At 62.4% G+C, this 24972-nt stretch carries 20 protein-coding genes and 1 pseudogene; 10 read left to right on the top strand and 11 right to left on the bottom strand.

Going from position 1 to position 24972, the window contains the following annotated elements; translation table 11 throughout:
• The first annotated feature begins 144 nt into the window (after positions 1-144).
• From V1279_RS33150 to V1279_RS33160, 3 genes are all read left to right on the top strand, one after another.
• A complete protein-coding gene (locus V1279_RS33150; protein WP_334444714.1) occupies positions 145-960 on the top strand; it encodes a creatininase family protein in 816 nt (271 codons plus the stop codon).
• Between the two features lie 135 nt (positions 961-1095).
• Entirely contained in the window at positions 1096-1350 is a 255-nt protein-coding gene (locus V1279_RS33155; RefSeq protein WP_334444716.1) for a hypothetical protein, read from the top strand.
• Between the two features lie 512 nt (positions 1351-1862).
• Positions 1863-3866 (top strand): carbohydrate porin, encoded by a 2004-nt coding sequence (locus tag V1279_RS33160; protein WP_442894851.1) that lies wholly within the window; start codon positions 1863-1865, stop codon positions 3864-3866.
• A gap of 132 nt (positions 3867-3998) precedes the next feature.
• Here V1279_RS33160 and V1279_RS33165 read toward each other — a convergent pair whose 3' ends face one another.
• The 3 genes from V1279_RS33165 to V1279_RS33175 form a co-directional block, all read right to left on the bottom strand.
• Positions 3999-5630 carry an FMN-binding glutamate synthase family protein gene (locus tag V1279_RS33165; RefSeq protein WP_334444718.1) on the bottom strand — a complete coding sequence of 544 codons (1632 nt, stop codon included), beginning with the start codon at positions 5628-5630 and terminating at the stop codon, positions 3999-4001.
• 190 nt (positions 5631-5820) lie between these two features.
• Positions 5821-5952 (bottom strand): hypothetical protein, encoded by a 132-nt coding sequence (locus V1279_RS33170; protein ID WP_334444720.1) that lies wholly within the window; start codon positions 5950-5952, stop codon positions 5821-5823.
• Between the two features lie 175 nt (positions 5953-6127).
• On the bottom strand, positions 6128-6901 hold the full coding sequence (locus tag V1279_RS33175; RefSeq protein ID WP_334444722.1) for a ferredoxin--NADP reductase: 774 nt from the start codon (positions 6899-6901) through the stop codon (positions 6128-6130).
• A gap of 289 nt (positions 6902-7190) precedes the next feature.
• Between V1279_RS33175 and V1279_RS33180 the strand changes: the two genes are divergently transcribed.
• The 3 genes and pseudogenes from V1279_RS33180 (at position 7191) to V1279_RS33190 (ending at position 10599) form a co-directional block, all read left to right on the top strand.
• On the top strand, positions 7191-8189 hold the full coding sequence (locus V1279_RS33180) for a hypothetical protein (RefSeq protein ID WP_334444724.1): 999 nt from the start codon (positions 7191-7193) through the stop codon (positions 8187-8189).
• A complete protein-coding gene (locus V1279_RS33185; RefSeq protein WP_334444726.1) occupies positions 8189-9505 on the top strand; it encodes a bifunctional folylpolyglutamate synthase/dihydrofolate synthase in 1317 nt (438 codons plus the stop codon). Before V1279_RS33180 ends, V1279_RS33185 begins: the two co-directional genes overlap by 1 nt.
• Before the next feature lie 91 nt (positions 9506-9596).
• Positions 9597-10599: pseudogene (locus V1279_RS33190) on the top strand (NADP-dependent oxidoreductase).
• A 168-nt stretch (positions 10600-10767) separates the two neighbouring features.
• Here the strand turns inward: V1279_RS33190 and V1279_RS33195 are convergent.
• Positions 10768-13938: an efflux RND transporter permease subunit gene (locus V1279_RS33195; RefSeq protein WP_334444728.1), complete on the bottom strand. Its 3171-nt coding sequence runs from the start codon at positions 13936-13938 to the stop codon at positions 10768-10770.
• A 9-nt stretch (positions 13939-13947) separates the two neighbouring features.
• Positions 13948-15054, bottom strand: a complete 1107-nt coding sequence (locus V1279_RS33200; protein WP_334444730.1) for an efflux RND transporter periplasmic adaptor subunit — start codon at positions 15052-15054, stop codon at positions 13948-13950.
• On the opposite strand from V1279_RS33200, the gene V1279_RS33205 reads away from it, so the two are divergent.
• The 3 genes from V1279_RS33205 (at position 15047) to V1279_RS33215 (ending at position 18288) form a co-directional block, all read left to right on the top strand.
• Positions 15047-15220: a hypothetical protein gene (locus tag V1279_RS33205; RefSeq protein ID WP_334444732.1), complete on the top strand. Its 174-nt coding sequence runs from the start codon at positions 15047-15049 to the stop codon at positions 15218-15220. The genes V1279_RS33200 and V1279_RS33205 overlap by 8 nt on opposite strands.
• Positions 15221-15538: 318 nt before the next feature.
• Positions 15539-16678, top strand: coding sequence for an FAD-dependent monooxygenase (locus V1279_RS33210; RefSeq protein ID WP_334444734.1), 1140 nt, complete (start codon positions 15539-15541; stop codon positions 16676-16678).
• Complete coding sequence (locus V1279_RS33215) at positions 16675-18288, top strand: benzoate-CoA ligase family protein (RefSeq protein ID WP_334444736.1); 1614 nt, start codon at positions 16675-16677, stop codon at positions 18286-18288. Before V1279_RS33210 ends, V1279_RS33215 begins: the two co-directional genes overlap by 4 nt.
• A gap of 96 nt (positions 18289-18384) precedes the next feature.
• Here V1279_RS33215 and V1279_RS33220 read toward each other — a convergent pair whose 3' ends face one another.
• From V1279_RS33220 to maiA, 3 genes are read right to left on the bottom strand one after another with little or no spacing between them, the layout of a single operon-like run.
• Positions 18385-19566 (bottom strand): 3-hydroxybenzoate 6-monooxygenase, encoded by a 1182-nt coding sequence (locus tag V1279_RS33220; protein ID WP_334444738.1) that lies wholly within the window; start codon positions 19564-19566, stop codon positions 18385-18387.
• Entirely contained in the window at positions 19566-20075 is a 510-nt protein-coding gene (locus tag V1279_RS33225; protein ID WP_334444740.1) for a MarR family winged helix-turn-helix transcriptional regulator, read from the bottom strand. The genes V1279_RS33220 and V1279_RS33225 overlap by 1 nt, the downstream gene beginning before the upstream one ends.
• Positions 20065-20697, bottom strand: coding sequence for a maleylacetoacetate isomerase (maiA, locus tag V1279_RS33230; protein WP_334444742.1), 633 nt, complete (start codon positions 20695-20697; stop codon positions 20065-20067). The genes V1279_RS33225 and maiA overlap by 11 nt, the downstream gene beginning before the upstream one ends.
• A gap of 108 nt (positions 20698-20805) precedes the next feature.
• Between maiA and gtdA the strand changes: the two genes are divergently transcribed.
• On the top strand, positions 20806-21846 hold the full coding sequence (gtdA, locus tag V1279_RS33235) for a gentisate 1,2-dioxygenase (protein WP_334444744.1): 1041 nt from the start codon (positions 20806-20808) through the stop codon (positions 21844-21846).
• A gap of 150 nt (positions 21847-21996) precedes the next feature.
• Here gtdA and V1279_RS33240 read toward each other — a convergent pair whose 3' ends face one another.
• From V1279_RS33240 to V1279_RS33250, 3 genes are all read right to left on the bottom strand, one after another.
• The gene (locus V1279_RS33240; RefSeq protein ID WP_334444746.1) at positions 21997-22815 is read right to left on the bottom strand and encodes an ABC transporter permease; all 819 of its coding nucleotides are present in this window, start codon (positions 22813-22815) and stop codon (positions 21997-21999) included.
• On the bottom strand, positions 22808-23581 hold the full coding sequence (locus tag V1279_RS33245; protein WP_334444748.1) for an ABC transporter ATP-binding protein: 774 nt from the start codon (positions 23579-23581) through the stop codon (positions 22808-22810). Before V1279_RS33245 ends, V1279_RS33240 begins: the two co-directional genes overlap by 8 nt.
• A gap of 136 nt (positions 23582-23717) precedes the next feature.
• Positions 23718-24722, bottom strand: a complete 1005-nt coding sequence (locus V1279_RS33250) for an ABC transporter substrate-binding protein (protein WP_334444750.1) — start codon at positions 24720-24722, stop codon at positions 23718-23720.
• Positions 24723-24972: the final 250 nt, after the last annotated feature.

A 24972-nucleotide genomic window follows, 5' to 3' on the forward strand; every position in this document is an offset into this window, starting at 1 on the left:
GGTTGGACTCCGTCGATCGTTCTGGCCCATGATGGGAGGCAGTGGACGTGGATATCGTTCCACGGGTTTATCCGGGAATTGGATCAATTCCCGGAACATCTAACAAACTACCCCGCAAATTCATCCAAAGAAACGCTTCGCTCGATGACCTCAACCGTTCCGCCCCGCGACTGGACCGACATCCACTGGCCGGATACCGCCAGCGCCGACGCCGCGGGCTGGATAGCGGTGCTGCCGCTGGCCGCCACCGAGCAGCACGGCCCGCATCTGCCGCTGGAAACCGACGTCCTGATCGGCGAGGCCTATCTGGCGCGGGTGCGCGAGCTGTTGCCTGTCGCGCTTCCCGTCACCTTTCTGCCGCTGCAGCCGGTCGGCATTTCCACCGAGCATATCGATTATCCGGGCACGCTGACGTTGCCGACCGATGTCGCATTGAAGGAGTGGATGGGGATCGGTGAGAGTGTCGCGCGATCGGGCATCCGCAAGCTTGTGATCGTGACGAGCCATGGCGGCAACAGCGCGGCGATGTCGCTGGTGGCGCAGGATCTGCGCGCGCATCACGGGCTTCTCGTGGTCACCACGAGCTGGTCGCGCTTCGGCGCACCGGACGGACTGTTTTCCGCGGAAGAAATCCGTCACGGCATTCATGGCGGCGCGGTCGAGACTTCGATCATGCTGGCGCGCTATCCCCACACCGTGCGGAACGAAGCGATCGCGGACTTTCGTCCCGCCAGCATCGCGATGGAAAAGAAGTTTCGCTGGCTCTCCGCCCATCGCCCGGTGCCATTTGCGTGGCAGACGCAGGATCTGCATGAAAGCGGCGCGGTCGGCGACGCCACCAAAGCCTCCGCGGAGAAGGGCGAACAACTGCTCGATCACGGCGCGCGCGCGTTCTGCGAATTGCTCGATGACGTCGACAAATTCGATCCGGAATTGTTTCTTCGCAGGCCAAAGAGTTAGTCTAACTATTTGTAATATCTAAGAAATAAATGACGAAACCATATTTCCAGGCGGGTTTTCGAACCGCTTTCTAACACGCTCCGTCCAACTGGCGTGCGGACCACAATGGCCGCCCAACACAGGATGGAGACTTCCATGTCGATCAAGACCAAGTTCGCCGCTCTCGCTCTCGCTACCCTTGCCGTCACCGGCGGCATGGCTTCCACGCAGGCTCAGGCCAAGCCGCTCCACTGGGGTGTAGGAGCCGGCCTCGTTGGCGCAGCCATCGTCGGCACCGCGATCGCCGCTTCAGGCCCCGGTTACTACGACGGCTATCGCCGCTGCGGCTGGGTTCGCCAGTTCGACGCTTTCGGCAATTACATCGGCCGCGTGCGTACCTGCGGTTACTGATTTCTTCGGCTGACTTGGTTTCTGTTTGAGAAGCGACTTCTTCAAGCAAGCCATTTCAAGACCTGAAAACGCTTCTTCTTGTTTGACGCGTTTTCTTCACGCGAACCGGAATACCACTTCGCTCGAAAACGCTTCTGTTGTGGATTTGCGTCCGGCACGGGCGCCTCATCCACCCCGTGCCGAACCCGACCCGCCCGGTTGTCCCCCCGGGCGGGTCACCTTTTTGCGGACCATCGCCCTGACCAGGCCCGGTATGTTGCGCGCACGTCACGCGACGATGTCATTTAGACGAAACGGTTCAATCCTTCTTGCAATTGCGAATTGTTCCCAACAAAGCTCGCAAAGCGGATTGCGCTCCTGCTCGATCCGGCTTTCGGCCGGAAACAGCCGCTAATCCACAAAAAAGGAGGCTGGGCCGATGATTTCAGGCGATCTCTTTGGTGGTAGCGCGCCGGCAAATCTGCAGTGATAAGAGCGACCGCCGGAATGTTAGCGCCGAGAGTGCCCGCACGATGACCCGCCGCAGCCGATCCCGGGATTATTTGTTGGCTGGCCTGGGCTTCAGCCTGCTCGCATTGGATGGTGTTGCCAGCGCCGCCGACATGTCCTTAAAGGCCCCAGCCGTTAGAGCCGTCCATAGCTGGACCGGCTTCTATCTCGGCGGCCATGTCGGTTATGGCGGCGGCAGCTTCGGCCCCGGCACCAATCCGCTGCCGCTGCAAGGCGTGTTCTTTCCCCACAGCATCACCGGCCTGATCGGCGGCTATCAGGCCGGCTATAATTTTCAACTCCCGAACAATCTGGTCTCGGGCGCTGAGGTCGATGTTTCATTCCTGAGCACGCTTGATCGTCCACGGCTTGTGCCGGCCCCTTTCAACACCACCTTCGACTACATTGCCACGGCCCGGGGCCGTGTCGGATACGCATTCGGAACGCTGTTGCCCTATGTGACCGGCGGTGTCGCCTGGGCCCGGACCCATGTCGACATCAATGATATCGACGGAAGCGTGCTGTCCACGCGCGGGCATACACATCTCGGCTGGACCGCAGGCGCTGGCGTCGAGTATGCCGCCGACGCCAGATGGAGCGCAAAACTCGAATACGACTACATCGATCTGGGAGCCCGAACCTATGGGCTTGCGGATGTGTCGCTGCCGGATGTCAGGGTCGATCCAAAGATCCACACCGTCAAGCTCGGATTGAACTACAAGATCTGGGACGGGCCGCCTTCCGCGACATCAAGCGATTACGCCATCAGGCCACCCACCCCTCCCGCGTCCAGGGACTGGAACGTCCACGCCCAGACGACATTCCTTCCGCAGGGCTATCCGAGCTTCCGCTCGCCGTATCAAGGTACGAACAGCCTGCCGGGCGCCGGACGCGTCAGAGAGACCTGGACGGTCGGAGCCTTTCTCGGCTGGCGGTTGTGGGACGGCGGAGAGTTCTATTTTGGTCCGGAGCTTGCGCAGGGCTTTGGAATCGGCGGCACATTAGGCTTGGCAGGTTTTTCCAACGGCGAAGCCCAAAAAGGCGGCGCCGAGTATCCGAGATTCCGCGCACAGCGCTATTTCTTCCGGCAGACATTCGGGCTGGGCGGCGAACAGGAAGAAGTGGCCGATGCGGCCAATCAGTTGCCGGGCAAGCGCGACATCGACCGGGTCACGGTGACGGTCGGGCGATTTGCCGTCGGAGATTTCTTTGACGGCAATTCCTACGCAAAAGATCCCCGCTTGGATTTCATGAACTGGGCCATGTGGGCGTCCGCGGCCTATGACTTTCCGGCCGATCTCCCCGGATTTACCCGCGGCGCCGTGGTCGAACTCAATCGCAAGGATTGGGCAGTCCGCGCCGGCCTGTTTCAGGTGCCCTCTGCTCCCAACAGCGATGTCCTCACCTTCAAGACCGGCGGAGCTGTTGTCGAATTCGAAGAACGTCACACTGTGTTCGACCAGCCCGGCAAATTGCGGCTCGGCATCTTCGCCAATCGCGGCAATACCGGAAACTACCGCAACGCGCTGGCGATCAGCGCCGCAGACCCGGCGCTCGATATCAACAACGTCATGACAGACATCCGGCGCCAAAATCTCAAATACGGTTTCTACGTCAACGCCGAACAACAGATCATGAAGGATGTCGGCCTGTTCGCCCGCGCGAGTTGGAACGACGGCCGCAACGAAATCCTGTCGTTTACCGACATCGACCGCAGCATCTCGGCAGGCCTGTCGGTCAAGGGCAGCTATTGGGGACGCCCGAGCGATACATTCGGTTTGGGCGGCGCAATCAATGGTCTCTCCAGCGCGCACCGCGATTTCCTGGCGGCCGGCGGTCTCGGCCTGCTGATCGGCGACGGCCGTCTCAACTACAGCAACGAACGAATCCTCGAAACCTACTACGCCTACGCAATCGACAAGAACTTCACGTTCACCGCCGATTACCAGCTGGTTACGAACCCCGCCTACAACGCCGACCGCGGCCCGGTCCACATCTTCTCCGGCCGTTTCCACGGGGAATTCTAACCGTCGTCCCTGCGAACGCAGGGACCCATAGCCACCGGCCCAGATTGTTGTCCCCCGCCGTCTGCCATCCCGCGCCGTCGATAGATCACGCGGTATGGGTCCCTGCGTTCGCAGGGACGACGTCGCGAGATGCTACCCCACCGGCTGGAACGATTCCGCGCGCGCCATCGCCCAGGCCTCGCGGAAGCGTGGATCCTGCGTGCCTTCGATCAACTCACCCGGACGCAGCGACGGATAGAGTTTTGCGAATGACAACGTGTCGTTCGTGGAGGATCGCTGCGAGAAATGGATCGGCCGTAATTGCTGCGGATGTCCGAGCCCCGCCGCCGCGATAAGTTCGGACAGGGCGTGCAGAGTGGCGTGATGATAGCTGTAGACCCGCTCGATCTTGAGCGGCACCACCAGCGCGCGGGCGCGAAGCGGATCCTGGGTGCTCACGCCCGTCGGGCATCGATCGGTATGGCAGCTCAGCGACTGGATGCAGCCGAGTGCGAACATGAAGCCGCGCGCAGAATTGCACCAGTCGGCGCCGATCGCCATCGCGCGCGCCATGTCGAATGCGGTCGCGATCTTGCCGGCGGCGCCGATCTTGATGCGGTCGCGCGCATTGATGCCGATCAGTGCATTATGGACGAAATTGACGCCTTCCCGCATCGGCATGCCCAGATGGTCCATGAATTCCAGCGGAGCCGCGCCGGTACCGCCTTCATTGCCGTCGACCACGATGAAATCAGGATATATCCCGGTCTGCAGCATCGCCTTGCATATCGCCAGGAATTCCCAGGGATGCCCGACGCACAGCTTGAACCCGGCGGGCTTGCCGCCGGATAATCGCCGCATCTCGCCGATGAAGGCCATCATTTCCAGCGGCGTCGAGAACGCGCTGTGCGTGGCCGGCGAAATGCAATCCTCTCCCATGGCGACACCGCGAATTTTGGAGATCTCTTCAGAGACTTTGGCCGCCGGAAGGACCCCGCCATGTCCGGGCTTGGCGCCCTGGCTGACCTTGAGTTCGACCATCTTGATCTGATCGTCGCTGGCGACGCGGGCAAATTCCTCCGGGTTGAATGAGCCGTCGCGGTTGCGGCAGCCGAAGTAGCCCGAACCGATTTCCCAGATGATGTCACCGCCGTGTTCGCGGTGATAAGGACTGACGCCACCCTCGCCGGTGTCGTGCGCAAAGCTGCCCTTCTTCGCCCCCGCATTCAGCGCCCGCACCGCGTTGGGGCTGAGCGCCCCAAAACTCATCGCCGAGATGTTGAAGACCGAGGCCGAGTACGGCTTGGCGCAATCCGGACCACCGATAGTGACGCGAAATTGCTCGACGGCACGAGCTTTCGGCGCCATCGAATGGTGCATCCATTCGTATCCATCGCGATAGACGTCCTCCTGGGTGCCGAACGGCCGCTTGTCGAGCACCATCTTGGCGCGCTGATAGACCAAGGCGCGGGTGTCGCGGGAAAACGGCATACCGTCCTTCTCGCTCTCGAAGAAGTACTGCCGTATCTCCGGGCGAATTTCCTCGAGCAGGAAGCGGATATGCGCCGATATCGGATAGTTGCGCAAAACCGCGTGGTTCTTTTGCAGGAGATCGCGAATGCCGAGAAATGTGAGGGCGCCGAAAATCACGATCGGCAGCAGCAGCAGCTCCCACACCTTGAGATTTTGGTCGAAAATCCCGATGCCGATCAGCAATGCCGTGACGACGGCGCAGATCGTCAGAATGATGTAGCGTGGCGAGAACGGAAGCAGCAGCGTATCCATGGAACCCCTCAGCCGGATTGTCGCGTCGCCAGCGCCAGCTTAGTCCAACCGCCGGAACGAGCGCTACACGTTATACGGAGCGTATCCTCACGGAAGTGACGGCGGCCTGGAAAAATAATTGGCGGCTTCACCAGGCCGAAATAAGCCTGTCGCCTTTTGCAGTGCAGCGTAACGGCCCGGCACTCCTCACTTAGTGGCTGTGCAACCGCATCTCGTGCGGAATCTTGCCCTGCTGGGCCAGCCAGGCGTCGGTGGAGAGAATGGCGCGATCGATATGATCGGCGGTTCGCGAGAAATCGTAGGGTGAGCCCACTAGCGGCATAGCGGCGCGCCGGCAACAGGCCGCGCGGCGTTGAGGTGGTTATAGCAGTGGGGCTGTGGGGAGAGCTACTGGGGTGCTCGTAGCCCGGATGGAGCGAAGCGCAATCCGGGACAGGTTCATCGGCGTATGCAGTGCACCCGGATTTCGCTTCGCTCCATCCGGGCTACGCAAGGTCTCAGCGCTCGACGAACGCCTTCTCGATCACGAAATGGCCGGGCGTGTTGTGGCTGCCTTCGAGGAAGCCGCCGGACTCGAACATCTGCTTCAGCTCGTCCAGCATGCCCGGGCTGCCGCACATCATGATGCGATCGGTCTCAATATTGAGCGGCGCCTGGTGGATGTCGTTGAACAACTGCTCGGACGAGATCAGGTCGGTGATGCGGCCGCGGTTGCGGAACGGCTCGCGGGTCACCGTCGGGTAATACAATAGCTTCTCCGATAGCAGCGGCCCGAACAGTTCGTCCTCGCGCAGCTTGGCGACCAGTTCCTCGCCATAGGCAAGCTCGGAAACCTGACGGCAGCCATGAACGAGCACGATGGTCTCGAACCGCTCATAGACGTCAGGGTCCTTGATCAGGCTGGCGAACGGCGCGAGACCCGTGCCGGTCGACAGCAGCAGCAGGCGCTTGCCCGGAATCAGATTGTCGGTGATCAGCGTGCCGGTCGCCTTGCGGCCGACCAGGATTTCGTCGCCCTCGCGGATCTTCTGCAGCTTCGAGGTCAGCGGCCCGTCCGCGACCTTGATGGAGAAGAATTCGAGTTCTTCCTCGTGATTGGCGCTCGCCATGCTGTAGGCGCGCAGCAGGGGCCGGCCCTCGACCTCAAGGCCGATCATCGCAAACTGGCCGTTCTGGAAACGGAAACCGGAATCGCGGGTGGCTCGGAAGCTGAAAAGCGTATCGGTCCAGTGGCGGACAGAAAGAACCTTCTCTCTATAGAATGCGCTCATGGGTTTTCGTTTTTCCTGACGTCTCGATGTAGAACGTTTCGGTCTTCGGGCCTCGAAGTGCCAAAAATCAGCGAAATCATTGGCGATTTGGCGCTTCATTTGCGCACGGGACACACATAGTCAATATGACCTGCAGCACAATCGAGAACTCGGAATGGCTGTCGGTCTATTTTGCAAAAAGGTTCGATTGGCTTCGTTAATGCTTTCTCGCGCAATTAACTTGCTGAATTCGGCGCCGATCTGGCAATAAATGACCACGTCAAATTAAGAACGTTTCAAAAGAGATCGCATGCGAGGCCCAGGCCAATTTCGAAAGGGTAAACCGGGCTTTTATCCGGATCAGTCGATCTATGCCGAATTTGCCTGCGCCGAATTCGGGCTCCATTTTCGCGACCTCGACGGCGGGTCGGGACTGCTGTTCAGCGTCGCCTGGCGCGACAGCCTGCTTCATTTCGGTGCCGGCCGATGCTCCTGGTATCCGCAGAACAACGCGACCGCTTCGACGCTGGCGTCCGACAAGCACTTTGCGAGCAGGATACTGCGAGAAGCCGGCGTGCCCGCGCTCGGCGGTGAATATTTCTTCCTGCACGACCGCCACCGCGCGCATCGCCCGGCGGGACATGAGCGCAGCGACGCGGTTGCCTATTTCAAGACATTGGGCGGATCGGCTTTCGTCAAGCCACTGACGGGATCGCGCGGCGATTTCGCACAAGCCATTCACGGCGACGTAGCGCTCATTCGCTATCTTGATGAGGTGATGAAATATTACGACGCTGTGCTGATCCAGCCGATCGTCGAAGGGATCGAGTATCGCGTTTTTCTGCTCGACGATGATGTGCTCTTTTGCGCGCGAAAATATCCGCCGTCCGTCACGGGCGACGGCGTGCACACAACGCGTGAATTGCTCACTGTCCACAATGATGCCCTGCGCGCACGCGGCCTCTCGCCTGCTTCGCTACCGAACCGGGATCCGTCGCTCGATACTGTCCCGGCGAAGGGCGAACGTCGCGAGATCCCCGGGCGCATGAATCTGAGCGCGGGCGGCACGATGGTGCTGGCGCCGGCGCCATCCGAAAAGGCCGTCACCCTGGCGCGGCAGGCTGCGCGCGCGATCGGGCTTCGCGTCGCGGCCATCGACATGTTCGTCGGTATCGGCGGCAATCCTGATGCGATCGAGATCATCGAGGTCAATTCCAACCCGGCGATCCGGCTGCTGGAAGATTCCGGCCGGGGCGACCTGATCCTGAAGATCTGGCATCACACCTTCTCTGCCATGGGACTGCTGTAGTGTTCGACCTGCCGAAATACGGCGACGGTGTCTGTCTGGCGCGGATGGCCGAGTTGCTGGAGCATCTTTCTATCGATCGCGCGCGACTGCAGCGCAACTCGGTGGTGGTAACCGGCTCCAATGGCAAGGGCAGCACGGCGGCGATGTGCGCCGCTATTGGCCGCGCCTATGGCCTGCGCACCGGCCTGTTCACCTCGCCGCATCTCCTGCGTTTCAACGAACGGATTCAGATCGATGGCGTGGAGATCGCCGACGACGCGCTCGCTCGCTTGAAACTGCGGGTCGAAGCTGCCATCGCAACCGTCTCGAAGAAGGTGGACGAGAAGTTCGGCGCCTTCGAAGCGCTGTTTGCGCTTGCGTGCCTGCACTTCCAGGAGAGCGGATGCGACTTCGCGGTGTTCGAGGCCGGCATCGGCGGCCGCTACGATCCGGTCCGTCTGGTCGGCGCGCGCGAGACGTGCGTCACCTCTGTTGACTACGAGCATATCGAATTGCTCGGACACTCGCTTGAACTGATCGTATCAGACAAGAGCGACGCCTGCACCGCCGGCGGCACGATCGTCTATGGCGAGAACTGCCGGGAGCTGCGGCCGCATCTCGTCGAATATAATCGCGGGCGCGGCTGCACGCCGCTGTTCGTCCGCGATGAGATCCGAATCGACAACGAGGTTACGGCGGCGTCCGGCCAGCATTTCGACTTCCAGTTCGGCTATCATGATTATCGCCGCCTTGAAGTGAACCTGCCGGGCGCATTCCAGTTCAACAACGCCGCCATTGCGGTCACCCTGTTTCTGTTCTGGCTGCAGCGCGAGCAGCCGCGCAAGGCTCCCGACCGGATCGAAGCCGCGATACGCACCGGACTGCGCGAGGCGCGTTGGCCCGGCCGTCTCGAAACCATCCGGCAAGACCCACTCACGGTGATCGATGTCGGCCATACCCCGGACGGCATCCGCCAATCGCTTGCAAGCCTCATGTCGATTCATGGCCGCGACGGCTGGATCCTTGTCACCGGCGCGTCGCGCGACAAAAAGGCCGACGAAATCGTCGGCGCGCTGGCGCCATCCTTTGACACGATCATTTGTACGGCAGCGCATCACAAGGGAGCCGACGCGCAAACCATCGCGGCCGCGGCGCGGCGCGGCAATCCCAAGGCGAACATTCATGTCGCCGCGACAATCGCAGACGCGGCGCGGCTCTCGCAGGAGATGGCTCGGCGCCAAAAGCGAAGCGTATACGTGGCGGGCGGATTATTCCTGGCGGTCGAATACACGACCGTCGTCAAGGGTGGCCGCGCGGAAGATTTGGAGTTTTTCTGAACGTGGCGCACAATCCGCGCAGTCGAACGGCTCGTCCGCGGCAGCGCATCCGGAAAACGCCAGAATAAGACAATGCGAGGGAGAGAACATCATGAGTGACACCGTCAATCGTCAGATCCTGCTGGTCGAGAAGCCGAGCGGCAAGCTCGGCCCTGAGCATTTCAACATGGTCAAGGGTACCGTGCCCGAGCCGAAAGACGGCGAGGCGCTGGTGCGGACACGCTATATTTCGCTCGACGCCGCCAACCGGGCATGGATGCACGGCGCGACTTACCGCGCCGCCGTCGAGGCCAACACCGTGATGGCGGGCGGCAGCATCGCGGAGGTCGTCTCTTCGAAGGCCTCAGGTCTCGCGCCCGGCGATATCGTCTTCGGCGACACCGGCTGGCAGGATTATGCCGCGGTGCCCGCCAAGCATCTCACGAAGATGCCTGACATGGAGCCGATGACACATCTGCTCAGTGTCTACGGCATCGCCGGTCTCACCGCCTATTTTGGCTTGCTGCATGTCGGCAAGCCCAAGGAAGGCGAGACTGTCGTCGTGTCGGCAGCCGCCGGTTCGGTCGGATCGATCGTCGGGCAGATCGCCAAGATCAAGGGGTGCCATGTCATCGGCATCGCCGGTGGCAAGGACAAGTGCCAGTGGCTGACTTCCGAACTTGGCTTCGACGCCGCGGTCGATTACAAGGACGGCGCCACCTTCAAGGCGCTGCGCGCTGCGGCCCCCAAGGGGCATCGACGTCTATTTCGACAACGTCGGCGGCGACATTCTCGAAGCTTGCCTTTCGCTGATGAACAACCGCGGCCGCATCGCCTGCTGCGGCGCGATCTCGCAATATGACGGCGTGCCGTCGGCCCATGGCCCACGCGGCGTGCCCGGCCTGATCGTGGTGAAGCGCCTCATCATGCAGGGCTTCATCGTGATGGATTACATGGACCAGAGCGGCACGGCGCTGGCCGACCTGCAGTCCTGGGTCGCGTCGGGCAAGTTGAAGGTGCAGGAAGACGTGATCGATGGGATCGAGAACACGCCGAAAGCTCTGATCGGCCTGCTCGCCGGCGAGAACCGCGGCAAGAGGATGGTGAGGGTGTAGGCCGAACTCTATCAGCACGTCGTCCCGGCCTTGAGCCGGGACCCATAACCCCGAACCTTAGCGATGAACGAGGCCGTGGCCCCAGCCCACCGCAACGTAGGCATCGGCGGTTATGGATCCCGGATCGTGCTCGCTTTGCTCGCTTGTCCGGGACGACGTGGATAGAGACTAATGTCCCGCGGCGGGCGCCTGCGGCACCGTTTGCGCCCCAACCTTCTTCCGCTTCCGCTCCTTCAGCCAGTTCTCGAACCGCTGCACCACGACAAAGAATGTCGGCACGAACAGCACGGCCAGACACGTCGAGGCCAGCATGCCCGAGAACACCGTGATGCCGATCGACTTCCGCGCATTGGCGCCCGCACCGGTCGCGAGCACCAGCGGCACGACGCCGAGGATAAAGGCGAACGACGTCATCAGGATCGGACGGAAGCGGGCGCGCGCCGCCTCAACGGCGGATTCCAGTAGCGGCTTGCGGTCGCGCACGTGCAATTCCAGCGCCACCTCGACGATCAGGATGGCGTTCTTGGCTGACAGTGCGATCAGCAGGATGATGCCGATCTGAGTATAGAGGTTGTTCTCGATCCTCAAGCCGGTCAGCACCGCCATCGGGCCGAGCAGTGACAACGGCACCGCCAGAATTACCGAGACCGGCGCGTACCAGCTCTCATATTGCCCCGCCAGCACGAGGTAGACCAGCAGCAGGGCAAGGCCGAACGCCCAATAGATCTGACCGCCGACGACCTTCTCCTGGTACGACATCGCCGTCCACTCGAACCCCGTGCCCGGCGGCAACGTCTTTGCGGCGATCTCTTCCATCAGGTTCATCGACTGGCCCGAGCTGTAGCCCGTGGCCGGCAGGCCGATGATGGTGGCCGACGGATAGAGGTTATACAGGCTGATCAACGACGGACCGACGGCGGGCGTAATCTTCGCCACCGCGCCGAGCGGGATCATGTCGCCCTGGCTGTTGCGCACCGTCAGCCTTTCGATGTCGCGCGGCGTCAGGCGGAATTGCGCGTCTCCCTGGGCATAGACCTGGAAGGTACGACCGAACTTGTTGAACTGGTTGACGTAGCTCGACCCCATGTAAGACGACAGTGTCGAGAAGATCTGGTCGGTCGTGACATGCATGGTCTGGGCCTTGACCCTGTCAACCTCGACGTCGAACTGCGGCACCATCGAACGGAACGGCGAGCTGACGCGCTGCAGCGCGCTTTGCGTCGCCGCATTGGAGACCATGGCGCCCGTAATCGCCTGCAGCTTGCTGAAATCGGAATTGCCGTCCCGGAGCTGCACCTGCATGGCGAAGCCGGCGGCGTTGCCGATACCCTGGATCGGCGGCGGCGGCACCACCAGGATCCGCGCTTCCTCGATCACCGACAGCTTCTCGTTCAGTCCGACGAACAGCGATCGCAGATCCTCACCCTCACCGCGCGCGCTCCACTCCTTCAGGATCAGATAGGCCACGCCGGCATTGGCGAGGCTGGAAGAATTGTCGAGCGCAGAGATGCCGGAAATGGTGATCACTTGCTCGACGCCTGCTGCCTTGCCGGTAATTTCGCTGACCCGCGTGAGCACGCGCTGGGTTCGGTCCAGCGCCGCGCCGTCGGGCAATTGCACAGCCACCAGGAGATAGCCCTGGTCCTCGATCGGGATGAAGCCGGTCGGCACCCGCGACAGGCCGTAGCCGCCGATCGCGATCAGGATCAGCGCGCCGATGACAGAAACATTGCTGTGCGCCACCAGCCGGCCGATCAGCCGGCCATAACCGGCCTCAAGGCGGTTATAGACCGCATTGAAGCCGCGATAGAAGAAGTTGCGCTGTTCCGGCGGCGCGGGCCGTCGCAGCCATAGGGCGCACTGCGTCGGCTTTAGCGTTGCCGCGTTGATGGCGCTGAGCAGCGCAGTTGCGGCAATGACCAGCGCGAATTGCGCATACATCCGCCCGGTCAAGCCCGGCAGGAACGCTGACGGCAAGAACACCGAGATCAGCACCAGCGTGATGCCGATGATCGGCGCGAACAGCGCGTCCATCGCGCTGATCGCTGCGTCATGGCCGGACATGCCCTGCTCGATATTGTGAGCCGCGCCTTCAACCACGACGATGGCGTCATCAACCACAATGCCGATCGCGAGCACAATCGCAAACAGTGTCGAGATATTGACGGTGAAGCCGAGCGCCGCCATCGCCGCGAACGCACCGATGATCGTGACCGGCACCGTGGTCGCCGGCACCAGCATCGCGCGCCAATCCTGCAGGAAGATCAGGATCACGACCAGCACGAGCAGGCCGGCCTCGATCAGCGTCTTGTAAACCTCATTGATCGATTCGGAGACGAATTTGGTGGTGTTGAACGGCGTGTCGTACTTGATGTCCTGCGGGAATCCCTTCGCCAACTCCGCCATCTTTCTCTGAACCGCCTGCTCGACCTCGAGCGCGTTGGCGCCCGGCGACTGGAACACGCCGATGCCGGTGGCTGGCTTATTGTTGAGCGAGAACATCTGACTGTAGGTCTGGGCGCCGAGCTCGACCCGGCCGACGTCGCGCACGCGCGTGACGTCGCCGCTATTGCCGGTCTTGACGATCACGTTTTCGAACTCGCTGGTGTCGTCGAGCCGCCCGCTGACGTTGAGCGTATACTGGAACGCCTGCCCTGCTGGCGCCGGCGGCGCGCCGACCTGACCGGCGGTGACCTGCTGGCTCTGCTGCTGGATCGCCGAGATGACGTCCTGCGGCATCAGGTTGCGCGCCTGCAGCTTGTTCGGATCGAGCCAGACCCGCATCGAATACTGACCGGCGCCGAACACCGTGACGTTGCCGACGCCGGGCAAACGCGACAGCTCGTCGCGAATATTGATGGTGGCGTAATTGCTCAGGAACAGACTGTCATAGGTCGCTTTCGGCGACGTCAGCGTCACGAACAAGAGGATCGCCGTCGACCTCTTCTGCACGGTGACGCCCTGGTTCTGCACCGATTGCGGCAACTGCGACAGCGCGCTCGACACCCGGTTCTGCACCAGCACCTGCGCGAAGTTGAGGTCGGTACCAATCTTGAACGTAACCGTCAGCGAATAGGAACCGTCGGCGCCGCTGTAGGACTGCATGTAAAGCATGTCCTCGACGCCGTTGACCTGCTGCTCGATCGGCAGCGCCACCGTATCGATCACGGTTTTCGCGCTGGCGCCGGGATAGCGGGTGGTGACCTGGACCGTGGGCGGCACGACGTCGGGATACTGCGCGACGGCGAGCCGAAACAGGCAGACGCCGCCGATCAGGATCATCAGGATGGCGATGACGTTGGAAAGAACCGGCCGCTCGATGAAGAATTTTGAAATCATGGCCGGCTCCTACTTGGCCGCAGCCGGCTGCGCTTCGACCGTCTTCAGTTGCGGATCGACCTTCTGGCCGGGAATCGCACGCAACAGGCCGGTGGTAATCACGCGGTCGTCGGCCTTGAGGCCTTCTTCGATGACGCGCAACTCGCCTTCCAGCGGCCCGACGCGCACCTTGCGCTGTTCGACGATATTTTCGCCGTTCACGACCAGCACGTAACGTCCGGACTGATCGCTGCCGAGGGCAACATCAGGCACGAACAGCGCGTTCTGCACCTGGTCGAGGGGTACGCGGACGCGGACGAAGAAGCCCGGCAACAGGGCACGGTCCGAATTGGGCAGCACGCCGCGCACGGGAAGCGTGCCGGTCGACTGGTTCAGCGTCGTGGCGGCATAGTCGAGGTTGCCCTTGTGCGGAAAGCCGGTCTCGGTCTGCAATCCGATCTCGATCGGCACTTGCCTGAGATCATCGGGTGTCAGGCCGCGCCGGCGGGCTTCCTCGCGGATCCGCAGCACGTCTTGTTCATTGACGTTGAAATTCACATAGATGGGATCGAGCGCCACGATGGTGGCGAGTTGCGTCGGCGACGACGCGCCGACGAGTTCGCCGACGGACACGAGATGCGCGCTGACGACACCGTCAAACGGCGCCGTCACGTTGGTATAACCGTAATTAACCGCCGCGATCTTGGTATTGACCTGGGCCTGAAGCAGGCTCGCCTGCGCGTTGTCGCGGGCAGACGTGGAATTGTCCAGCGTCGCCTGGGAAACGGCTTGCCGCTGCACCAGCTCTTGCTGGCGCTTGAAGTCCGCCTCGGTCTGTCTCACCGATGCCTGCGCGCCGCTTTCCGCAGCCTGCGCCTGTTCGAGCTTCAGCTTGTAGGTGTCAGGCTCGATCGTGAACAGGGATGTGCCCTCCTTCACGAAGGCTCCATCCTTGTAGTTGATCGATTGCAGAAAGCCCTGCACGCGCGCAACCAGATCGACATTCTTGATCGCGGCGGTATTGCCGGTGGTTTCCAGATAGCGCGTGAAAGGCCGTTGCACCGGCGGCGCGACTTCGACCTTCGGCGGCGGCGGCGGGACAAAAGTATTTTGTTCGCAGGCACTTAAGATGCCCATCGCCGCAATCGCGAAACCTGCACGGCAGGCCGCGGCGCCCCTTTGTCCGGCGACGCCGTATGATCTCAAGCGTGCAGGCGAACGCGAAGCCTTCATTTTTAGTGCCCCAATAGGTTTTGTTCTGGAAAAGGCTTTATTCAAAAACTGGCTTTCCGCCACCCCATGAAAATAGCAACAATCCGCTTGCAGCGGAACCGGTCGTCGTCCGCAAGCCTGTCGTGGTTTGCAAGACCGTGTGGGTGAATGGCGTGATGGTTCGCCGCTGCGGCTAACCCGGCGTTACCAAATGCCCGGTCCAGCCGAAGCTGCCGCAGAGCGGACAACCGTTCGCGGACAGAACCGGCTGGATTGAGACGGGCCATAGGCCGCCGGTGGGGACCGGGTCCCGGTCTCGTTCCCTCGTTATTTTTCTGTAGCGCAAATTTCCGCCGCGGATTAGTCTCCGACCCAAATTAATCAGTATACTGTCGATTGGGAGGAAGACGTGCGTATCGCCGTCATCGGCGGAGGCCCCGGCGGCCTCTATTTCGCGTATCTCTGGAAGCGGCGTCACCCGGACGCACACATCGCCCTGTTCGAGCAGAACCCCGAAGGCGCGACCTGGGGGTTCGGCGTGGTGTTCTCCGAACAGGCGCTGGAATTTCTGCGCGCCGACGACCCCGAAACCGTCGACGCCATCACGCCGCGGATGGAGAGCTGGAAGAACATCACGCTCAATCTGCATGGGCAAAGCGCCGAGATCGACGGCATCGGCTTCTCCTCGATCGGCCGGCTCGAACTGCTGACCATCCTGCAGCAACGCGTGCGCGCGGCAGGTGTCACGGCGCGGTATGACACCACGATCCAGTCGATCGACGAACTCAGGGGATATGACCTGATCGTCGCCGCCGACGGGCTGAACTCGCTGGTGCGCCGCGGCTTTGAGAAGGAATTCGGCGCCTCGGTTTCGCACTCGACCAACAAGTTCGCCTGGTATGGCACCAGCAAACGCTTTGCCACACTGTCGCAGACTTTCGTGAAGACCGATCTCGGATCGTTCAACGCCCATCATTATCGCTATTCACCCTCGATGAGCACGTTCCTGGTCGAATGCGATGCGGCGACCTGGCAGGCCTACGGCTTCGAGCACAAGACGATCGAGCAATCGCAGGCGATCTGCGAGGAGATATTCGCAGGCACACTCGATGGCCACCCGCTGATCTCGAACAAATCGGTGTGGCGCAATTTTCCCTGGATCTGGAACGAGAACTGGTCGCACGAAAATATGGTGCTGATCGGCGACGCGCTGCATTCGGCGCACTTCTCGATCGGCTCGGGAACACGGCTCGCCATCGAGGACGCGATCGCGCTGACCAAGGCGCTGGAGGCGGAGACGGAAATTCCCGCCGCCCTCGCCCGCTACCAGGCCGAACGCAAGCCGATCGTGCAGAAGCTGGTGACGGCGGCCCGCACCAGCGCCGACTGGTACGAACACTTCCCCGAACGCATGAAGCTCGACCTGATGGATTTTGCCTACAGTTACATCACCCGCTCGGGGCGGATCGCCGACGCGCGGCTGCGCGCGATGTCGCCGGAATTCATGGCGCGCTACGAGGCGGAAAAGAACATTGGGAGCCAGGCATGACGTCAGCAATTTCCGATTTGGTCCCCCGCGACAATCCGGGCGCGCGCGAGATCGGCTTCGCGATTCCGGAAAGCTATAATGCCAGCCGCATCCTGTTCGACAACCTCGCACAAGGCCGCGGCGAGCGGCTGGCGCTGACCGGCCCCGGCGGCACCCGCACTTACGCGGAGCTCTGCGCCGAGGCTTCGCAATGGGGGCATGGCTTTCAGTCGCTGGGCTTGAAGCGCGGCGACCGCATCCTGATGTTCCTTGACGATACGCCGGCTTATCCTGCGGCGTTCTTTGGCGCGGTGCGGTCAGGTTTTGTGCCGCTGTTGATCAACACGCTGACGCCGCCGGACCTGCTGCAGTTCTATCTTTCGGACGCCGGCGCCGCGGTGGCGGTCGCGGAGGCCGAGTTTACCTCGCGGTTCAATGCGGAGGCGTGCAAGGACACGCCGCTACAAACCCTGGTCGTGGTCAATGGCACCGCGGGCGAGCACGCCGTGCCGAAAGCGCTCATGGCGCAGCAATGGCTGCAGGGATTCTCCACCGATCTGCCGGAAGCCGACACCAAGCGCGACGAGATGGCGTTCTGGATGTATTCATCCGGCTCGACCGGACGTCCCAAGGGCATCGTGCACCTGCAGCATGACATGGCCTATAGCGAGCAGGCGTTTGCGCGCAACGTGCTCAAGCTTGGGCCCGAAGACATCTGTTTCTCGGTGCCGAAGATTTTCTTCGCCTACGGCTTTGGCAACGCCATCACCTTCCCGTTCTCGGTCGGCGCGGCGACGCTGCTGCTGCCCGGACAGCCGAAGCCGGCAGCGATCTTCGAGGCGATCGAAAAGTATCGGCCGTCGGTGTTCTACGGATTGCCGACGCTCTATACCTCGCTGACCAAGGCCGACGGCGCTTCGGCCACCGATTTCTCCTCTCTGCGGATGGCGCTGTCGGCCGCCGAGGTGCTGTCGGCGGAAGTCTTCAACGGCTGGAAGGCGCTGACGGGGCTCGAGATCATCGAAGGGCTCGGCTCGACTGAAGTGCTGCACATCTATCTCTCCAATCGCCCCGAGAAGAAAAAGCTCGGCGCCGCGGGCCTGCGCGTGCCCGGCTACGAGATCCTGCTGAAGGACAAGGACGGCCGCGAGGTCGGCGACGACGAGGAAGGCATTTTATGGGTGCGCGGCGATTCCAATACGCCGCTGTACTGGAACCGGCCCGACAAATCGGCGGAGACCATCCGTGAGGGGGGTTGGATCTACACCGGCGACCGTTTCGTGCGCGACAGCGACGGCTTTCACTTCTTCCGCGGTCGCGCCGACGACCTGATCAAGATATCTGGCCAGTGGGTCTACCCGCTCGAGGTCGAACTGTGCCTGGCCGAGCATCCCGATATCAGGGAATGCGCGGTGTTCGCCGCCGAACTGCCTGATCGACGCATGACGCTCAAGGCGGTGGTCGTCATGAACAAGGGCGAGTTCGATCCGAACAACGCCACGAAAACGCTGCAGGATTACGTCAAGGCAAAGCTGCTGCCTTACAAATATCCGCGCGAGATCAGGTTCATCGCAGAACTGCCGAAGACCGGCACGGGCAAGATCGACCGCCAGGCGTTGATGAAGATGTAGCGGGCCTCGTCATTGCGAGCGAAGCGAAGCAATCCATCTTTCCGCTCGGGGATAGATGGATTGCTTCGTCGCTCCGCTCCTCGCAATGACGGCGTCCTACCCCGCCAACCCCGTCCCGCCATACAGCCACGCCAGATCGCCGTACCACTCTTCCGACGTCTTCGCGCTCATGATCGCATTGCGCAGCCGGGCATGTCCGCCTGATGGGTGATAGATGTGCTCGCCGATGGCGCGGGACATCAGTTGCACCTTTGCGGTGCGCAGGAAGCGCTGCGTGCGATAGGCTTCCAGCGCGACCGCATGATCGTCATGCTGCGCCAGCATGTGCGAGAGGCACACCGCGTCTTCCATTGCCTGGCAGGCGCCTTGCGCAAAATATTGCAGCATCGGATGCGCGGCATCGCCGAGCAGCGCGACACGGCCGTCGACCCAGCACTCGACCGGATCGCGGTCGCACAACACCCACAGCCGCCAGTTCTTGCCGTGCCGGATGATCTCCTGCGCGCGCTCATGCACGTGGCCAAAGCCCTGCATGACTTCGTCGTCGCTGACAGGTTTGCCGGCGACCGGCTCCGGCGCGTCGTTGTGATAGGTGACGACGAGGTTGAACACCTTCCAGCCCGACAGCGGGTAATGCACGATGTGGCATTTCGGCCCGGCCCACAGCGTCGCCGCGTTCCAGCGCAAATCTTCCGGCATCTGCGCGGTCGGGATCACCGAGCGGTACGTCGTATGCCCTGATACCCGCGGCGGCCCGTCCGCGACCACCTGCTTGCGGACATTCGACCACAGCCCGTCGGCGCCGATCAATAGCCGCCCCGTGACGCGTTCGCCATTGGCCAGCCGCGCCGTCACCGACGAGCCATCCTGATCGTAGCCGACGACTTCGCTGCTGACGCGCAACTCGATCAACTCGTGATTCTGGCAGGCGCGCAGGAACACGCCATGCAGATCGCCGCGATGCACCACCGCGTAGGGATTGCGGAAGCGAGCGCGAAACGCATCGCCCAGATCGACATGGGTGATTTCCTCGGCGGTCAGCGCATCCATCAGCCGAAGCTGATCGATATAGACGGCCATGCCGCGCGCCGCCTCGCCGACGCCAAGATAGTCGAAGGCATGGAACGCGTTGGGCCCGAGCTGGATGCCGGCGCCGATCTCGCCGAGCGCCGAGGCTTTTTCCAGCAGGATCGAGCGGATGCCTTTTTGCGCCAACCCAAGCGCTGCGGCGAGCCCGCCGATTCCTCCGCCTGCGATCAGGACCGGCCGTACGTCCATCAGTTCGATTTCCCGAGATGCTCGAGCGCGTCTTCGGCGCGCAGCGGCACGCGCGAGGCCTCGTTGTTGAGATCGACAAGCTGTGTCAGCAGCGCCAGCAGGGTCTTGCGATCCGCCGGCTTCAGCGGCTGCAGCATCCTTAGTTGCGCGCGCTCCACCGACGGCATGATGTCGCGCAGCGCGCCAGTACCCGATTTGCTGAGATAGAGCAGCTTGATGCGCTTGTCCTCGCGCGAGGGCTTGCGCTCGATCAGCGCCTTGCTCTCCAGCCGCTCGATCACGTTGCCGAGCGTGGAGCGGTCGAATGCGATCACCGCCGACAGCCGCGTAGCGTCGATGCCGGGATGGGTGTGGATCGCCACCAGCGCCGCATATTGCACTGGCGTCAGGTCGAACGCCCTGCATTCCTCGACAAAGATCGAGACTGCAATCTGCTGCATCCGGCGGAACAGGTAACCGGGCGCGGTGTAGACCGCATCCATCGTGATGGGGGATGGCTTACTCGGCATCGGGCTGCCTGTCCGGCGCGGCGTCGGTGAACGCCTTGATTTCCCTGGTCGCGGCTTCTGCCTCGAGCAGGCGCGGAAAAGCTGCGACGTCGACGCCAAAGCGCCGCGCGTTCGCAAGCTGCGGCACCAGGCAGAGGTCCGCAACCGTCGGCGCCGCCCCGAAACAGAACGGCCCCTTCTCGCCCTTGATCAGCGCTTCACAGGCGGAAAGGCCTTCGCGGTTGGCCCAGGCTGCCCATTCCGTCACTTTTTCCTCGGCCACGCCGAGCTGGCGCAGCCGGGCCAGAACCTTCAAATTCTGCACCGGATGGATATCGCAGGCGATGGCCAGCGCGAAGGCGCGCACCTTGGCGCGGCGCAGCGGATCCTTTGGCAATAGCGGCGGGTTGGGGTGGGTCTCGTCCAGCCATTCGATAATGGCGAGCGACTGTGTCAGCGCCGCGCCGCTATCGTCCTCCAGCGCCGGCACCAGCCCCTGCGGGTTGATCGCGAGATAGGCGGGTGCGCTTTGTTCGCCCTTGCGAAGGTGATGCGGCAGATGCTGGGCCGTGAGCCCCTTGAGGTTGAGCGCGATCCTGACCCGGTATGCCGCGCTGCTGCGGAAATAGCCATGCAGCTTCATCGGAACCTCCCTCGGATTTTATCGTTTGCCTCGCGGCCTGTCATTGACGCTACCCATATTGTAAGTATACTGTCAATTTAGATGCAAGAAATGACGGGAGGCTTGACCATGGAAGCCGTGCAGAAGACCCCAGAACGCGAGGCGTTCTACAAGAAGATCGACGGCGAGAATCTTTCCGCGCTGTGGAACGTGCTGGGCGACCTGGTCACGCCGGAGCCGCGAAGCGCCTGCCGGCCTCACTTATGGAAATTCGATTCGATCCGCGATTACATGACCGAAGCCGGCAAGCTGATCACCGCCAAGGAAGCCGAGCGGCGGGTGCTGGTGCTGGAAAATCCCGGCCTGCGCGGCCAGTCGAAGGTCACGACATCGCTGTTTGCCGGCGTGCAAATGGTGGTCCCGGGCGACGTCGCCCCGGCGCACCGGCACAGCCAGTCGGCGCTGCGCTTCGTGCTCGAAGGCAAGGGCGCCCATACCACCGTCGACGGCGAGCGCACCGCGATGGCGCCGGGCGATTTCGTCATCACGCCGTCGATGACCTGGCACGACCATTCCAACGAAACCTCGGAGCCGATGTTCTGGCTCGACGGGCTCGATATCCCGATGGTGCAATTCTTCGATGCCTCCTTTGCCGAAGGATCGAACGAGGACCAGCAGAAGATCTCCAAGCCCGCCGGCGACAGTTTTGCGCGCTACGGCCACAATCTGCTGCCGGTCGACGAGAAGCGCAAATCCAGGACCTCGCCGATCTTCAACTATCCCTATCATTATACGCGCGAGGCGCTGGAGCAGGCGAAAGCGCGCGACGAGTGGGACGCTTGTCACGGGCTGAAGCTGAAATTCTCCAATCCCGAAACCGGCGATTTCGCGATGCCGACGATCGGCACCTTCATCCAGCTATTGCCGAAAGGCTTCAAGACCGCGCGCTATCGCGCGACCGACGCCACCGTGTTCGCCGCGATCGAGGGCAAGGGCCGCACCAGGATCGGCGACCAGACTTTTGAGTGGGGCGCGCGCGACCTGTTCGTGGTGCCGAGCTGGCACTGGGTCACGCACGAGGCCGACACCGATTCGGTACTGTTCTCGTTCTCCGACCGCCCGGTGCAGCAGAAGCTCGATCTGTTCCGCGAGGACCGTGGGAATGCGTGAGGTGGTTGTCGTAAATGCTCTATCGTCGTCCCTGCGAACGCAGGGACCCATAGCCACCGGCGCTCGTAGTTGCGATAGGCGTCGACCAGAATGCCCCATCGATAGATCACGCGGTATGGGTCCCGGCTCAAGGCCGGGACGACAGCGGGTCTACCGCCAGTGCAGCAGCTTCGCCTCCAGCACATTGATCAACTTCCCCACCGCCAGCCCGAACAGCGACAGGATCACGACACCGGCCAAGAGCTGATCGGTCTGCATGAGGTTGCCGGCCTGCAGCACGAAGGCGCCGATGCCGAACTGGGCGCCGATCATTTCGGCGCTGACGACGAGCAACAACGCGACGGAAGCCGTGATACGGAATCCCGCGAGGATCGATGGCAGCGCCCCCGGCCAGATCACGCGCCACACGATGGCATGGAACGGCACGTTAAAGCTCTGCGCCATCCTGATCAGGTTGCGCGGCACCGCGTCGACGCCGCTATAGACCGAAATGGCGGTGGAGAAGAACACGCCGAGCGCAATGGTCGCGATCTTCGGCTCCTCTCCGATCCCAAGCCAGAGGATCAACAGCGGCAGCAGCGCGATTTTCGGGATCGGAAACAGAGCCGAGATGAAGGTGATGCCGACGCCGCGCGCCACCGTCGACAGCCCGATCGCAAACCCGACGACCACGCCGGCGGCGGTGCCGAGCACCCAGCCGCTGCCGATGCGAACGACCGAAGCCGAAACGTGCTGCCAGAGCGCGCCTGACATCGCGAGCTTGTAGATCGCGACCGCAATGGCCGAAGGCGCCGGCAGGAACAGCGGATTGACCCAGCCGGCGCTGCCGGCGAATTGCCAGAGCGCGATCACCAGCGCGAGCGCCATCCAGCCGGAGGTGCGCCCCGCCCTTGGCACAAAACCGGCGCCGCGAAATGCGACCGGCCGGGCTTCGGTGGCGCGATCGTCCTGCGGTGCGCGCTCAAGCATGCTGCACCTCGCGCTCGGCATCGATCGCCTCCTCGCGGATCAGCGACCAAAGATCGTTCTGCAGCGCCAGCAACTTGCCGCGCGCATCGATCGCACCGCGCTCGGCGCGCGTCATCGGGATTTCGACGATCTCCCTGACGCGGCCGGGCCGGCGCGACAGCACCACAATGCGGTCGGCGAGCCGCACCGCCTCCTCCAGATTATGTGTGACATAGACCGCGCCCATCGCACCGTCGGCTAGCAGGCGGATGAAATCCTCCATCAGCAATTCGCGGGTTTGCGAATCCAGCGCAGACAACGGCTCATCCATCAGTAGAATCGCCGGCCGCACCGCGAGCGCCCGCGCGATGCCGACGCGCTGGCGCATGCCGCCCGACAATTGTTTTGGATAGGCACCACGGAAATCGGACAGACCGGTCCGACGCAGCGCGTCATCGACGACGGCGCGGCGCGTGGCGGCGTCAAGCGCGGTGTGAACCAGCGGGAATTCGACGTTCGCGTCCACCGTGCACCACGGCAGCAGCGCAAAATCCTGGAACACGAAGGTCAGCGGATTGAGGCTGCCGACCGGCGGCGCGCCGCGCAGCTTTGCCCTTCCTTCGCTTGGCTGCAGCAGCCCGCCAAGGATCGACAGCAGCGTGCTCTTGCCGCAGCCGGAGGGCCCCACGATCGCGACCACCTCACCCGAGGCGACGGTGAAGGACACGTTATCGAGCACGTCGAGCCCGCCGAAGCGGTGGCTGATTTGGTCGGCGATCAGGTCCATGTGGCTACTACATCTCTTCAAAGACCAGGTTTTGCTCGTCATGCCCGGGCTTGTCCCGGGCATCCACGTCTTTACGGTCCAACCGCGACAAAGAGTGGATGGCCGGGTCAAGCCCGCCATGACGGAGAACTCCCCCTCAATCCGCCTTCACATATTCCTTCGCGATGATCGCATCCGCCGCAAACCCCTTGTCGACAAAGCCCTGCTCCTGCAGCCACGCGATCTGGTTGGCGACGTTCTTGACGTCGAGCTTGCCGTCGGGATCAATATAGGCGCAATTGCCGACCACCTGCTCCACCGGCAGATTGGTGTACTTGGCGATGATCTCGAGCAACGGCTTTGTCTTGTCGTTGATCTCGGCCTTGCCGTCCTTCACGGAAGCCAGGATCACGTCGTGATATTCGCGATCGGCGCGCACCAGCGCGGCCAGAAGCTTGCTCACCAGTGCCTTGTTCGCCAGCGTCTTCGGCGAGGCGAACACCGCGCCGAGTTGCCATGGCGTCTCGTCGCCGACCCAGCCCAGGAACTTGGCGCCACCGGAATCCACCAATGACCGCGCAGTCGAGATCGGCAGCAATGCGGCATCGACGGTTTCGCCCTTGAGCGCGGCCGCGGCATTCGACAGCGACTGCAGCGGCAGCACTTTCACGTCCGCGAGCTTGAAGCCGTATTTGTCGGCGAGCAGGCCGAGCGAATAGTGAAAGCTGGAGCCGACTTGCGTCACCGCGATGCGCTTGCCCGCCAGGTCCTTCGGCGTCTTCAGTCCCGCGGCATAGGCGTTGTTGCTGGCGAAATAGCCGATCAGCGGATAGCCCGCCTTCTCGCGGCTCATGCCGCCAATCACCTTCAGCGTACCCTTGCCGGCGAGATTGTAGAGCCCTGCGGTAAACGCCGTGATGCCGAAATCGAGATCGCCCGAGGTGGTCGCCACCGCGATCGGCTGCGCGGCATCAAAGAACTTCAGTTCGATGTCGAGGCCGGCCTCACGGAAATAGCCCTTGTCCTGCGCGATGAACACCGGCGCCGATGACGACAGCCGGAGCACGCCGATTTTTGCCTTCTGCGCATCATCGGCCCGCGCGATCCCGCCCGCGGCCATCGCCAACAGGCCCGCCAGCGCGAGCCGTGCAAATTTCGTCATCCGCCTCCTCCGTCTTTTCTTGTCATAGCCTATCTACATGGGTCGTCCCTGCGAACGCAGGGACCCATACGCCGCGGCCTTTCTTTGGGGCAACCTGGGCAGACGGCTTTTGCTAATACACAGTCCTGTGGTTATGGGTCCCTGCGTTCGCACTAGGGCATCTACACATCTTCTGGAGTCTTCTCAAAGAGTTACCGCGAGAATGCCGAGAAATCGCACGTCAGCGCTAGGCTAGACGCAAGAAATTCGG

The sequence above is a fragment of the Bradyrhizobium sp. AZCC 1610 genome (genome assembly GCF_036924515.1).
GTDB lineage: Bacteria > Pseudomonadota > Alphaproteobacteria > Rhizobiales > Xanthobacteraceae > Bradyrhizobium.

What these genes read in the sequence shown, in the direction of transcription:
- V1279_RS33240 (WP_334444746.1), bottom strand. Translation starts at nt 22,815, where the DNA reads ATGCTTGAGCGCGCACCGCAGGACGATCGCGCCACCGAAGCCCGGCCG.
- V1279_RS33220 (WP_334444738.1), bottom strand. Translation starts at nt 19,566, where the DNA reads ATGGACGTACGGCCGGTCCTGATCGCAGGCGGAGGAATCGGCGGGCTC.
- V1279_RS33225 (WP_334444740.1), bottom strand. Translation starts at nt 20,075, where the DNA reads ATGCCGAGTAAGCCATCCCCCATCACGATGGATGCGGTCTACACCGCG.
- V1279_RS33155 (WP_334444716.1), top strand. Translation starts at nt 1,096, where the DNA reads ATGTCGATCAAGACCAAGTTCGCCGCTCTCGCTCTCGCTACCCTTGCC.
- gtdA (WP_334444744.1), top strand. Translation starts at nt 20,806, where the DNA reads ATGGAAGCCGTGCAGAAGACCCCAGAACGCGAGGCGTTCTACAAGAAG.
- V1279_RS33205 (WP_334444732.1), top strand. Translation starts at nt 15,047, where the DNA reads ATGCCCATCGCCGCAATCGCGAAACCTGCACGGCAGGCCGCGGCGCCC.
- V1279_RS33245 (WP_334444748.1), bottom strand. Translation starts at nt 23,581, where the DNA reads ATGGACCTGATCGCCGACCAAATCAGCCACCGCTTCGGCGGGCTCGAC.
- V1279_RS33170 (WP_334444720.1), bottom strand. Translation starts at nt 5,952, where the DNA reads ATGCCGCTAGTGGGCTCACCCTACGATTTCTCGCGAACCGCCGATCAT.
- V1279_RS33160 (WP_442894851.1), top strand. Translation starts at nt 1,863, where the DNA reads ATGACCCGCCGCAGCCGATCCCGGGATTATTTGTTGGCTGGCCTGGGC.
- V1279_RS33195 (WP_334444728.1), bottom strand. Translation starts at nt 13,938, where the DNA reads ATGATTTCAAAATTCTTCATCGAGCGGCCGGTTCTTTCCAACGTCATC.
- V1279_RS33215 (WP_334444736.1), top strand. Translation starts at nt 16,675, where the DNA reads ATGACGTCAGCAATTTCCGATTTGGTCCCCCGCGACAATCCGGGCGCG.
- V1279_RS33150 (WP_334444714.1), top strand. Translation starts at nt 145, where the DNA reads ATGACCTCAACCGTTCCGCCCCGCGACTGGACCGACATCCACTGGCCG.
- maiA (WP_334444742.1), bottom strand. Translation starts at nt 20,697, where the DNA reads ATGAAGCTGCATGGCTATTTCCGCAGCAGCGCGGCATACCGGGTCAGG.
- V1279_RS33175 (WP_334444722.1), bottom strand. Translation starts at nt 6,901, where the DNA reads ATGAGCGCATTCTATAGAGAGAAGGTTCTTTCTGTCCGCCACTGGACC.
- V1279_RS33165 (WP_334444718.1), bottom strand. Translation starts at nt 5,630, where the DNA reads ATGGATACGCTGCTGCTTCCGTTCTCGCCACGCTACATCATTCTGACG.
- V1279_RS33200 (WP_334444730.1), bottom strand. Translation starts at nt 15,054, where the DNA reads ATGGGCATCTTAAGTGCCTGCGAACAAAATACTTTTGTCCCGCCGCCG.
- V1279_RS33180 (WP_334444724.1), top strand. Translation starts at nt 7,191, where the DNA reads ATGCGAGGCCCAGGCCAATTTCGAAAGGGTAAACCGGGCTTTTATCCG.
- V1279_RS33250 (WP_334444750.1), bottom strand. Translation starts at nt 24,722, where the DNA reads ATGACGAAATTTGCACGGCTCGCGCTGGCGGGCCTGTTGGCGATGGCC.